The organism is Kosmotoga sp. DU53 (assembly GCF_001639905.1).
GTDB lineage: Bacteria > Thermotogota > Thermotogae > Petrotogales > Kosmotogaceae > Kosmotoga > Kosmotoga olearia.
The window spans coordinates 14,222-27,452 of sequence record NZ_JGCK01000063.1 but is presented as its reverse complement, the minus strand read 5'-3'; the positions used below and the strand labels follow the sequence as shown (position 1 = coordinate 27,452).

At 43.0% G+C, this 13,231-nt stretch carries 8 protein-coding genes and 1 pseudogene; 1 reads left to right on the top strand and 8 read right to left on the bottom strand.

The window, feature by feature from the left end; genetic code table 11:
* Nucleotides 1–51: 51 nt before the first annotated feature.
* From DU53_RS08730 to DU53_RS08695, 8 genes and pseudogenes are all read right to left on the bottom strand, one after another.
* Nucleotides 52–1,389, bottom strand: a complete 1,338-nt coding sequence (locus DU53_RS08730) for an MATE family efflux transporter (protein WP_015869002.1) — start codon at nt 1,387–1,389, stop codon at nt 52–54.
* A 120-nt stretch (nt 1,390–1,509) separates the two neighbouring features.
* Nucleotides 1,510–6,474, bottom strand: coding sequence for a PQQ-binding-like beta-propeller repeat protein (locus tag DU53_RS08725; protein WP_015869001.1), 4,965 nt, complete (start codon nt 6,472–6,474; stop codon nt 1,510–1,512).
* A 248-nt stretch (nt 6,475–6,722) separates the two neighbouring features.
* Complete coding sequence (locus tag DU53_RS08720) at nt 6,723–7,376, bottom strand: deoxynucleoside kinase (protein ID WP_015869000.1); 654 nt, start codon at nt 7,374–7,376, stop codon at nt 6,723–6,725.
* On the bottom strand, nt 7,373–7,990 hold the full coding sequence (locus DU53_RS08715) for a deoxynucleoside kinase (RefSeq protein ID WP_015868999.1): 618 nt from the start codon (nt 7,988–7,990) through the stop codon (nt 7,373–7,375). Before DU53_RS08715 ends, DU53_RS08720 begins: the two co-directional genes overlap by 4 nt.
* A gap of 1 nt (nt 7,991) precedes the next feature.
* The gene (locus tag DU53_RS08710; protein ID WP_015868998.1) at nt 7,992–8,459 is read right to left on the bottom strand and encodes a molybdenum cofactor biosynthesis protein B; all 468 of its coding nucleotides are present in this window, start codon (nt 8,457–8,459) and stop codon (nt 7,992–7,994) included.
* A 31-nt stretch (nt 8,460–8,490) separates the two neighbouring features.
* A pseudogene (gene pulA, locus DU53_RS13355) lies at nt 8,491–11,072 on the bottom strand (type I pullulanase).
* Nucleotides 11,073–11,201: 129 nt separating this feature from the next.
* Complete coding sequence (locus DU53_RS08700) at nt 11,202–12,170, bottom strand: hypothetical protein (protein ID WP_063728429.1); 969 nt, start codon at nt 12,168–12,170, stop codon at nt 11,202–11,204.
* An 85-nt stretch (nt 12,171–12,255) separates the two neighbouring features.
* Nucleotides 12,256–12,996 carry an HAD family hydrolase gene (locus tag DU53_RS08695; RefSeq protein ID WP_161484780.1) on the bottom strand — a complete coding sequence of 247 codons (741 nt, stop codon included), beginning with the start codon at nt 12,994–12,996 and terminating at the stop codon, nt 12,256–12,258.
* Between the two features lie 41 nt (nt 12,997–13,037).
* On the opposite strand from DU53_RS08695, the gene rpmB reads away from it, so the two are divergent.
* Nucleotides 13,038–13,229, top strand: coding sequence for a 50S ribosomal protein L28 (gene rpmB, locus DU53_RS08690; protein WP_015868994.1), 192 nt, complete (start codon nt 13,038–13,040; stop codon nt 13,227–13,229).
* Nucleotides 13,230–13,231: the final 2 nt, after the last annotated feature.

Below are 13,231 nucleotides of genomic sequence, written 5' to 3'. Positions count from 1 at the left end.
CCCTCAAAAAAAACAGAACAAAAGCTGTGGCGTATCCACGGCTTTTGTTCTCTATATCACCTTTTTAAGCCATTTTTTAGAACTTATAACAAAAGCAGCTGCAATTGCGATAGAAATGTTACTGATCAGCATTGCATACCAGATTCCAAGAGTTCCCATTGACAACCCAAATAAGTATATTAGAGGTAGGCGTATACCCCAAAGCCTGACGATATTCAAAATCATAGAAGCGACCGTATAACCGGAACCCCTCAAAGCAGCATCGAATATATTGAAAGTGGCATAAAATGGAATTGAAAGAGACACGATCCGAAAATACCGGAATCCCTCAACCAGTACATCCGGTTCATTTATAAAGAACGCGGTTACTTCTTTGCCAAAGAAAAAAGTTCCAGTACACATAGCACCCACAATAACCATATTTATTCCCGCAGATTTCCATACAACCCTGTAAGCATCGTCATTTCTTTCTGCCCCGAGGTACTGACCAACCATAGCTGATGTTGCCTGTGCAAGGCCGAAAGAAAACATTGTCGCAATAGAAGTAACCCTATTACCAACACCCACTGCAGCAGTGGCAACAGGCCCAAATCTGGATATTATTGCCATTATTATTAAAAAGGCAAAAGCGGTAACTGATTGCCCCAACGATGATGGAAACCCAATTGAAAATATTTTCTTGATCATATAAACATCTGGCACCATATCGTGAAACGTCAGTTTTATTCCCCGTCTACCACTAAAAAGTATGTACAGCGCGAAAATGACAACCACTCCACGGGATATAACTGTTGCCAGTGCAGCTCCAAATACTTCAAACCGAGGAAAACCGATACCGAAAATCATCAGAGGGTCTAGCACGGCGTTGAAAAGAACCGACAGACCCGTTAATATCATTGGGGTAACTGTATCACCCCAACCGGAAAACAGGGACGCAATAGCAAAAGTTCCAAAGGTTAATGGGGCACCAAAGAATATGGTTTGCATATAGATCCTGGTGCTGTCAAACATCTCCGGTGGAATCCTCATGAGCTTCAAAATACCACCACTGAATATTCCACCAATAATCCCAATAACTGTCGCAAATATTGTACTTATCAATATGATCTGTCCTGCAGCTTTTGACGCTTTCTTGAAATCCCCCGCCCCAACATACTGGGATACCATCGCAAGTCCGGCAACCCCGAGACCACTCCCAAGAGAAATCAAAAGAAATATGGCAGGCCACGCTATCGTTGGAGCTGAAATGGCTATCTTTCCCAACTTTCCCAGCCAGAAAGCATCTATGACGTTGTACAGCGTCTGGAACAGCATAGAAAGGATGGTAGGCCACGCAAGTTTAAACAATGCCGGTGTCATCTGCTCATTCAATATATAAACTCTCTGCACTGATACTTACCCCCAAAAAGTTAGCAATCAGAAGCAATTATACATGATTTTTCCGCACCATACTCAAAAAAAGCCCGGAGCTTAAATAGCCCCGGGGAAACTCAATCGCACTTACTTAACTTATCTGTTGGTACCCGGTGTGAACACCACCTGTTCAGGTTGTGGATTCTGATCGTAACCGTCAGCCGGTATTTCACTGGCAGAAGCCTCGACAATTCCACCAAGTGTTGCAATGGATATTACATGCCTCGTCACGAGCCAGTTACTGATCGACTTCATCTCGACCGTGGTTGGGAACTCATCGTCAAGCAGGACCGTGCTCTTCGTGTTCCCGATACCGGAGATTTCGAGAATCGTTTCGTTCTCCTTGAGCAGGATCTTAGGAGAAGCAAAGTTTTCATTGTAGGTTTCGACAAAAACGGAATCTGTTTCTACACCTTCAAAGGTCAGTTTTAGTGTCTTACTAAATTCGATACCTGTACTGGCATCTGGAACGATTGGTGACCATTTCTTGTTCCACTCATCGGCGTACTTCAGGTATTCCTCACTGACCTTTTCATGTTTCCATATGTGGATGAGCCATGCCCTGGTTATCGTGATGTCGGTACCCGTGGCGTTATAGAAGATTACAGGCTCATTGTAGAATTCGTAGTAATTTTCCGGACCACCCGTTACAACCCCATTTGCAAGAAGCTCTTTGTATTCCTCGCTGATCAAAGCCATAAGCAGCGTTGTCTTAATAGAGGTTTCAAGAGCGGCGTCTTTCGGCTCGGAAACCACTTCAGTACTCAAGTAATTCCCTTCAAAGTCCTTGTAGTTGAGGTTTGCTGGAATTGCGAGCAGAGCCAGTTGTTTGGCTGTATCGGCGACTGGTCCGGCATAGAGATTACCGTTTTCATCAACAACATACTTTATACTTGCTTCTCCGAGATCGACAATTGGAATATTTCCATCAATATCAGTCAGAGCTTCTAGCTTTTCTTTCACTGCGCTTTCCCAAACTACATAACCACTTTCGGTTTTTACAGCTCCATTGTTTACTAGTGTTTCAACGTTGAAGTCAGCAAACTCTTTAAGTTTCACTATATAGAGGGAATCGCTCAAAATGTCAAGAACTTCACGAGGTATTACTACAGGCTGGAGATTTCCAGTTCTGGCACTATTGAGTGCAAATGTTGGCCACTGGCCGTTAGCGATGCCACCATTATCATCGCTAAGTGCGTACATATATCTATCGTGGGATCCAATGTACACTGTTCCATCATCAGTTACCAGCGGGCTTGCCCAGATCCAGCCATCTGTTATAAGCCTCCATTTAATGCTTCCATCGGATTTCAGAGAGTAAAGGCCTCCATCCATGGAACCAAAGATAATGTTTCCATCTTTTGTCAACGTCGGAACGGAGTGAACGGGTCCATTGGTCTCGAAGCTCCAGCGTTCGGTACCATCAGGATTGATAGCATAGAGCTTCCAGTCATAAGATCCTACGTAAACCGTTCCATCAGGTCCTATAACTGCTCCGCCTCTTATTGGATTGGCTGTTTCAAATGTCCACACGAGATTTCCATTTCTATCAACTCTGTAGAGGATTCCATCATCGGAACCGAAAATAATGTCTCCATTTTCGGCAATCGCAGGACTTGATTCGACCCAATCACCGGTTTCGAAGCTCCATTCAATGTTTCCAGCATAATCGACAGCATAAAGCTTCTTATCTGCAGCACCAAAGTAAACCGTTCCATCATTTCCAACAGCCGGGCTGGAAACAATCTTCGAACCTATTTTGAGTTCCCACAGGATAGTTCCCGCAGGAGAAACAGCGTAGAAGTATCCACTAGCTGTACCAATGTAAATGGTCCTATCACCAGATATAGCAGGGCTGGCGTTTATCTTACCGTTGAGCTTGACTGACCATTTTTCCGTACCATCTGGATTTACGGCGTAGAGAACACCATTTGTGGTACCAAAGTAAATGGTGCCATAATCGTCAATAGATGGCGTTGATTGTTCTACTTGAGCACCAGTTTCAAATTTCCAGACTACCTCGCCGTTTTCTGGATTGTAAGCATAGAGTTTTCCATCCACAATGTTGTAAATTGGGCTATTTTCAAGACAGGCAGCAGATGAATAAATCAATCCGTCCTGCAGATGTTTCCAGAGAACGTCGATAAAGATAGTTGGCGTAAATGACCATACATCACTTTCGGCTTCAAATCCATTATCTTTCGCTACAACTTTCCAGTAGTAGGTTTTACCGTATTCTAACCTTGGAAGTTTTAATTCAGTATCCGCCGTGTTTTCAGCAATCTTTTCCAGGCTATCAGCCGTTTCACCGAAGTAAACATCGTACAGAATTCCTTCGTAGTCGTATTCGGAATGTGTCCATTTGAGCGTTACAAACGGTGTCACATTTATTGTTCCGTTTTCCGGTTCAATCAAGATGGGTTTCTGAGGAACGTTCACGACAGTGATTGTGAACTCAGTAGCAACTTCATCTATACTGTCAGTTACGCTAACCTTAACTAAATGCTCGCCAGCTGTATCGTAGTCTGGTGTGTAAACATAACTACCATCAATGATTTCACCGGGGCCTTCGACAACTTCAAAGCCGAGAACGTCACCGTCAACATCGCTAGCGTAATCAAGTAGATTTACTGTCAGAGTGGCTCCTTCGTTTATACTCACGTCCGGGATTGCTATCTCAGGTTTGTGGTTGATTGTTCCAAAGCTCCACACATCGGTTTCGCTGCTCAATGAATCCGGTCTGTCATCCCAGACTTTAACCTTCCACTGGTAATTTGTGTGTGGTTTGAGAGCAAAGCTCTTCTCTAAGTGCTCAAGAGCGTCGAAAGACAGGGTCTCGCCAGTTATCAGATCAGTTATGTAAAGGTTGAAGAGCAGTTTATCACCGTCGGGATCAGAAGCATTCCATGTAAGTTTCACTTCAGGCTGTTCTGCAGCGTCGAAAACGGCCCCGTTTTCAGGAGCAACCAGTTCAACGGTTGGCATTCTATTGACATCGTACACGGTTATTCTGTAAACCTTAACGGCACCATCGATTCCATCAGTAACACTAACCTTTATGAAATGAGTCCCGGATGCTTCAAAGGAAGGTGTCCAGCTATAGAGACCTTCAGGCGTGAGAGTACCGTTGCCTGAAAGCAACTCGTACGCAAGAGGATCGCCATCAATTTCTGTGGTGTAATCCCTGAAGTCAATCTCAAGAGTTTCATTCTCTTTGATGTCAAACTCAGCATCCAGCAAATCAGGTGGATTGTTCAGGGTAGTGAAACTCCATGTCTGACTTTCGCCGGTAAGTGAATCAGGTCTGACATCATGGGCAACAACTTTCCACACATACTTCGAGTGAGGTTCGAGCGTAACCGTAACACTCGTATCCTCAATACCTTCTATGACCGCTACATCTGGTAAACCATCGATACCATAGTAAACATCGTATACGATCTTATCTCCATCAAGATCTTTACCAATCCATCTCAGAGTCAGCTCAAGCCCCTGATTGGTTGCCCCATCAACAGGAGAAACAAGGTCAACCATTGGTGCCTGGTTGAGATCGTATACAGTAACTGTAAATTGATCTAACACCGAATCTATACCATCAGAAACTTCAATTTCAACAATATACGTTCCTGAAGCATAATAATCTGTTTTGTATTCGTAATACACACCGTCTTCCTTTTCAATGAGAGCGCCAACTCCAGAAACGAGTTTAAAGCTCAAAGAATCTCCGTCAGGATCATGGGCGTACTCACCCAGTTTAACTACCACGGTTTCAGTTTCCGTAGCTTCCTGATCCGGTACACTGAGCTCAGGTAGATGATTAAGGGTCTCAAAGCTCATAATCTCGCTACTCGTAGAATCAGCATAATCGTAAACATCAACCTTCCAGAAGTACCTTGTGTGAGGTTTCAAAATCGGTTGAATCTCGAAAGCATAGTCTTTTGCACCCGTTTCGTCCACATTTTCAACTGTTCCCTGAATTCCCGAATCTACAAGCTGAAGATCGTCTGGGGATTCCCCAAGGTACAGATCAGCAAAAAGTTCATCACCGTCGAGATCTTTGCTGGCCCAGCTTAGCACCGTATCAGTTGGCAATTCAGTTGCTCCGTCTGCCGGAAAACAGTTGAATGGAGCAAAAGGTACACGATTTTTATTAAGAACTGTAAGCACGAATTCAGAAGAGGCTTTCTTGCCGTAATCGTCGGTTACCCCTATTTTAACCAGGAAGGTTCTGGAGGCGTCCGGTCCTGATTCGACAACATCGAAATCCGGCGTGTAACTGTAGCTGCTATTCTCAACCGTTCCAGGTCCCGAAATCAATGCAAAACTCAAGTCAGCGCTGTCAGGATCGCTGGCATGCTCTTCAAGATTTACAGAAAGCAGTTCTCCTTCTGTTACAACCTGCTCTGGAAGATCTAACTCAGGTGGGAAATCAAAGGTTCTGAAGGACCAAACGGGGCTTTCCGATTGCATCCCTCTGCCATCGTCAGCTACAATCTTCCAGTAGTACCATTTGTTACTTTCAAGTTCAGGTGCAAACGTATTTGGGTAATCCGGTGTGAAATAACCGATTTCAATCGGTTCAGTAAGAGGTGTAGCAGTTGACAGATAGATATTGTAGAAAAGAACATCTCCATCCGGGTCATCTGCTCCCCAGAATAACAACGCATCTAGTGGTATTTCCTCTACACCGTCTTTTGGAAAAATAACATCAGGCTGAAATGGTGGTCGATTCTCTGAGGTACTGTCAACTTTTACAACAACCTCTCCCTCAACTTTCTCAATACCATTATCAACGATGACACGTATCTTATACGCACCATCTTTTTCTGGAGCTTGCCAGATTGCAACGCCATTTCCATAATCTTTCAGTATCTTCCCATCCATGACAATCCATTCGTAGGCAAGCAATCTTGAACCTTTAGCATCACAACGTAACAATACCCTTCCACCTGGCCCCGTGATAAAAGGCTTTGCGGTAACTGTGTTGATCTTTAGCTCAATTCCAAAGCCTGTGAGGGTCAACAAAAGAATAGCCAATAAGACGACCAAAAACCTTTTCATTCCGTGCACCCCCTCTATGTTGACAATAATTTCTCACATTTAATAAGAAAACCCGGGGACATTTAGAAATCCCCCATTCAAATATAGCAAAAAACAGCAATAAAAGTCAATTATAGCAAACAACTCGCTACATCGGTTAACATCCTTTAAGATTGGTTAATCACCACATTCCCAAACTCAGGGATCGTTTATTGTCGGCAGCTTTCCAAATTAACGTTTTCTTTTACAATGAATTATGTTTTGCCGAATTATGTTTTGCCACCGTTGAAAAGTTTTGATTGAACACCTGTTGCAATATTTTTTACAAAACCGCTAACCTGTTCCAAAACTATTTTTCTATCCTCTGGGTTTTCCACGAAATCCAATTTATCACCATCAACCACAAGTTTTGGAGATAATTCAAATCTGCTAAACCATTCTTCATAAAGATTATTGAGCCTTTCCAGATACCTGGGATCGATATCCGACTCGTAACCCCGGCCGCGTTTCTGGATACGCTTCAACAGCGTCGGCAGTGAGCATTTTATATATATCAGTCCTGAAGGCGGGGTTAAATGGTCCGAAAGGGTTGTAAAGGTATCATGATACAGCTTCCAATCTCTTTCATCTATGTATTTCATCATATGAAGGTTTCGGGCAAATATTTCAACATCTTCGTAAATAGTCCTGTCTTGCAGGATAACCGTTCCCTCATCCTTCACCTTCTTCAGGAAATCAAAACGCTTTATTAGAAAAAAGAGTTGAGAATGAAAGGCCCATCTATGCATATCCCTATAAAAATCTTCGAGGAATGGGTTTTCATCTACCGCTTCGTAAACGGCTGTAAATCCCAATTCTTTTTGTAAAAGCGATGTCAAAGAAGATTTCCCGGCTCCTATATTTCCGCAAATACCTATTATCATGGTAATCTCTCCTCTATCAACGAGTATATCTTTTTGAGATCACTGTGGTTTCTCACAAAGTCCATTTCTGTCGTATCGATTTTCAACACCGGCGCGCATGCGTAGTTCCCAAAAAAGCTTTCATAGGCTTCGGCAAGGTTCGAAATATAACCTCTATCCATGCTTCTTTCGAAAGGTCGATCCCTCAAAGCAATCCTTTCCATGAGAACATCAATATCTGCATAAAGATAAACAACCAGGTCCGGCGTGGGCGTGTGGCTCTTGAGAAGCCCAAAAATTCTTTCATAAAGGCCTAGATGCTCACCTTTCAGAGTCAGGCTGGCGAAGAGCCTGTCCTTATCAAATATATAATCAGAAACAGCACCCATTCCCATCTGAAGAGTTTTCTTCAACTTCTCCTGCTGATCGAACCTGCTCACAAGAAAGAAAAGTTGGGTCTGAAAAGCCCAACGTTCCATGTCTTCATAAAACTTCGATAGAAAAGGGTTTTCTTCAACAACCTCAAGAACTGGCGGCAGTGCATACTCTTGAGAGAGATACCTCACGAGCGTTGTCTTTCCTACCCCGATAACCCCTTCAATTGCTACATATTTTCCTCTAAACTTCGTGAACACCTTATCCGTCCTCCTGATTCAGTTGATCTATTAGCACCTTCAAACTATCCAGAATAGGCTCTAAAAGCCACGACACTGATTCCACAAACCCCGGGATACACAAAACCACCGAATTCAGTATCGTACCGGCGGTACAACGATAAAGCGCCAACCCTGGATCGTGTTTCAGAGCACTGTGGATCATAGCGACCTCCAGACCTGTCGCACGTTTATCGATGATCGAAAGAAGAGCCTCCGGGGAAATGTCTTGACTTAACAACCCGGTTCCGCCAAGAATCACAACAAGCCCTGTCTCCCGCGTTAAGGTATATATAGCGTCCTTCAAATTGCTCATAATTGGTTCCACATCCAGTTGTTTAGCCAGTTTGTACCCATGCGCTTCCAGTATCCTCTTGCACTCCAGTGCGGCGGAACGGGTTTCATCCAGATAGCCGGTTTCAAGAACCCTTATTACAGAGCTTCTGTACATGGTGCACCTCCAAAATGCCCATCATTTTATGTTATTTACTATGAAACACATACGCACTTGTTCCATCAAGCCTTACGATACCCTTAACGGTTTTTATTGTGGCTATCCCGGCAATCTTCCCATCAACAACCATTTCCCATTCCCCATCCGGCAACCTGAAATAAACGGGGGAAGTGTTGGCGTTGAAAACCACAAGAATTTTGTTCCAGGTGTCTCCAAGCTTTCTGCCGTCTATAATAAACGCTACCATGCGCTTTTGCGGCGTGTTTATAAAGGTAAGGTTCGAGCGTATATCCTCTGCCGTCCTCATCCTGAAGGCGATGTGCTTTTTCCTGAGCTCTATAAGCCCTTTGTAATATTCGAAAACATCCAGAAATTTGACTTTTCTCGCCCAATCGAATTTGTTGATCTCAATTCCGGCATTATAACTGTTTTCGTTACCATACTTGGTCCGGCAGAAGTCGCTACCGCCGTGAAGGAATGGGATTCCCTGAGAAAGCAAAATGATCGCATTCGATAATTTCTGGGCTGACTTAAGAAACTCTTCGGAAGCACTCGACATAGCGCTCAGGTTCTTATCCCAGAGGGTTTGATTGTCGTGGGAAGAAACGTAGTTTATCGTTTCTTCAGGATCCGCGGCAAAATCAACGATTTTGCTGTCGTATTTTATACTGCCCACAACACCGCGTTTAATTCTTGTTTCCTTCCCTCTTGAACCAAACGCGAAGCCTTTCGCCGTCTTATTGAAAACGCTACCCCGGATGGCATCTCTGAAACCATCGTTAAAAAGGGCAACATTGGTCCCTCTTTGATCGCCTTTGGTAAAGGTAACCTTCGCACCAAAGCCTCCCCAGGGTTCACCATACAGAAGTATCGTTGGATCCACCTTATGGAGAGCCTTTTCTATCTCTAAAACTGTTCTCCTGTCAAACAGGCCAAGAAGATCAAACCTGAAACCATCAACATGATACTCCCTAACCCAGTAAAGCAGTGAATCAACAATGTACTTTCTCATCATCGGTCGTTCGGTGGCAATTTCGTTTCCAACACCTGAGCCATTCGTATAATTCCCGGCTTTATCTGTTCGATAGAAGTAATAAGGAACCGTCTGGTCGAAAGGAGAGCCCGGGCCGGTTTGAGCAGTATGGTTATAAACCACATCAAGGATAACCCTGATATTATTTTCATGAAGGGCCTTTATCATCTTTTTTACCTCAACGATTCTTGAAAGAGGATCGGAAGGATTCGTACTGTAATGCCTTCGGGAACCCAGTAAAGATAGGGATCATAGCCCCAGCCATACTGATCCGGCTCGCCTTCTTTGATGTAATAAATATCATGAATCGGCATTATATGGACATGGGTAATTCCCAATTCCACAAGATGGTCAAGCCCCACTTTTACTCCTTCGGGGCCCGTTGCGCCTTTTTCGGTAAGTCCGAGATATTTCCCCTTGTGAACGATATTCGTTGATTGATCAGCGGTGATATCGGCGATGTGAATTTCATAAATTATAGAATCCTCCGGAGCGAGCAGGATTGGTTTTACCTCCTTCTCCCAACCGAAAAAATTCGTCTTGGATAGATCAACAATTACAGACTTTTCACTGTTTCTGGTAACCGCCCTGGAATGAATGTCCACGGTTTCCCTGATCTTACCGTAGGAATAGAAGCGATATTTATATGCTGTAAGGTGAAGATCTCCCTCAACAGTAGCTGTCCATACCCCTTCAGAGGCTCTTTGCATTTCCACAACCTTTGACGGTTTTTCCGAATTGAAATCATCGTAAAGGAGTAGTTCCACTTTCGAAGAAACCGGTGACCAGATTTTGAAAACGGTACGCTGGATCGAATAATTTGCCCCGAGATCATCTCCATTGTAATAAAACTCATCGGCATCGAGAACCTTTCGCGCGATCACAGTTTTTTCAACATATCCTTTTATCCTCAACTTTATATCCTTCGGAACATCTCCGGGCTTCAAAGGATCCTCAAGAGTTATCTTTATGTACTTCGTGGTAGAAATATCCGTCGGATCGGCTTTCCTTACATCTTTGATCGCAACGTTATTGCCATCAACGTTAATCGAAAGCTGCCCCTTCCATTTACGGGTATCCAGGGGCGTTGAAAGATAAGCATAAATCTCAGTGAAGCTATCCAGAAATGCTGCCTTTACTCTCGGGCTTAAATCAACTTTAGACGGATCAGTGTAGTATTCCATTTCCCCTTCCAAGACCCATATCTCAGCAACGCCAGATTCGGGAATGTCAACAAACCTGTCAGCGTTAACATCCTTTACTTCCCATTCTCTCAATCTAACAATGAATCCCAGTTGTGTATGACTATCCGGAAGAACAACTATGGAAAACACACCAAATTCATCTTTATCTGTAAATCTATAGCTTTTTCCCTCGAGACTTTGTGGTTTATGCGGCCACACCCAGAGGTTCCAACCATCGTAGTTACCGTCGTAGCGATGATAATGAACAATCAAAACCGTATTGCCGCCAAAATCCTTCGCGGATTTACCGGTTGCCAACGCTTCAAACCCAAAAACCGTCTCCACAAACACCATGGATATTAACACCAGAAAAAATACTCTCAGAAACTTCATAGGCTTTCGGCATCCAAACGCTTCCCGTTTAACCGAGGAAGAAAGAACACCCGTACCTCCCTTCTTCATACTCTTGTTATGTACTGCACACAAATAAACTGAGATAAAATGGTTGAACTCAATTTATAACTATTCCATTATCGGTGTTACCTCATAACCATCCAGTTTTCTATCGTATTTGTATTCGAAAATATCGTAATTACCATCGGGATAAGCAATCTTCAACTTGCCTCTCTCATTATCTATGGTGGTTTCCCATACATAATCGTAATTCTTCACCTCAACCATTGACCTATCCAGCGCAACAGCTATAACAATCTTTTCACCACTATCTAAAACTCTCTTTTCTTCAAAGATAAAAGAATCCTCTTCAGATCCATCAACATCAGAAAGTATCGCTAACCTCACTCCAGATAACTCCACCTCATTCGCTCGTGATTCAATAACAATGATTCCTCTTCCCATTTCATAAAGTTCTCTTATTTCAACTATTACTAGATCTCCTAACGAAGCTTTCACAGTCATGGTTCCAATATCACTGAACCCAAGTACTTTAATTTTTTTTATACTTCCATCCTCAGAAGTCCAGATACCAAGTCCATTATTTTTTGCAAATAACTCAGCGGCTTTTAAAAAATCCCTGTAATCCTTAGGACAGGTAGTCTCATCAAATTCAACCAGCCCATTGGATAGAAGCAAAGATTGAAGTAAGAAGAGGTCATTCTCAAATTTAACCCACAGCAATGGAGTTAAATTTCCCGTCTCATCTCTCATGGTTTCCGAAAAAGTCAAATATACTTCTTCGCCAAGCAAAAGCCTGTCAGTCAGAAGCTTCCTCATGCTCCAAATGGACTCACTTTCCTCTTCCGGAAAGGTTATTCCTGGCAAGGTCAACTTCAATTCACGCCCTTCATATAAGATTTTAAGCTTTCTATCTGTAGTTTGTCCTACTATGAGGGCTTTTAAAAAATTGTTAGGGCTGCTATCAGGAGAAAGGTAGTAAAAAGTGTAAGTACCGATCTCCAGTGTGTTTGACGCACCTTCCGCATAAACCAAACTCGACATCAAAAGTAACAGGACAAGAAAGAAACGCGTCATATTATCACTCCCCAAAAAGTATACCATTCAGAACCGGGGAGAAGTAAAAAATTTTTCGTTTCACCAGTATCTTTCCAGCAAGAATCTAAAGATCCTTCAACAACACTTTCAGCTCCATAATATTGATATATGCAATACCAACATTTCTGCAGGCGCCATCCATTATCTCATCGTTCCCGATCATAATGCATTCCTTCGGCGAAACGCCGACAGTTTCCATGATTTCTAGATAATAATCCGGCAATGGTTTAACAAAATGGCTGTTCTCCATCGTGGTAATATGGTCGAATATTTCTGGAGTGAGACCCACCCATCGAATCCTTTTTTCGATAGCTATGTATGGGAAGACCGGATTGGTTGCCAGAACAATTCTGTGTCCCTGTTTTTTTAACTCCAGCAAAGCTTTCACTGCATTTTCCCGCGGTTTTATAAAAGTCTCAAGCCCGTCAAAATCCGTTTCATAGAATTTGTTGAAAAAGCTCTCATACCATTGCTGGCTCTTGTCTCCCATCTTCTTAGAGAAAAACCTCATAAAACGCTGGTAATTGTTTTCCCGCGTCTCAACCTCTACCTCAAGATTTTTAACGGCTGTTAATATGGTTGCCAACAATCTTTTTGGGTCTACCCTGTCCCGGGAATATTCCGAAAGTAGCTTAAAATAGATCTTAATAAAAGTATCGTCATCCAGGGTAGTCAGGGTACCATCAAGATCAAAGAGGTAACACAACGTGTTGATGCCCATTTTTTCATCACTCCTTAAAGTTTTGATTCCTACTATGATTTCGCCATGTAGTAAAATAACCGTTGAAAAACAACTACATCTCAACTATAATGTAAAAGAATGCATTTTGGAAGGAGGCAATCACAATGTCAAAGGTCTGCGAGATCTGCGGGAAAAGGCCGACTACAGGTAATACTGTCAGCCATTCCAATAAGAAAAACAAACGCTGGTGGAAACCAAATGTCCAGAAGGTCAAAGTCATAGTTGATGGCGAAGTCAAAAAGATGAGAGTCTGTACCAAATGTCTTAAAGCCGGAAAAGTCCAGAGAGCAGTATAAAA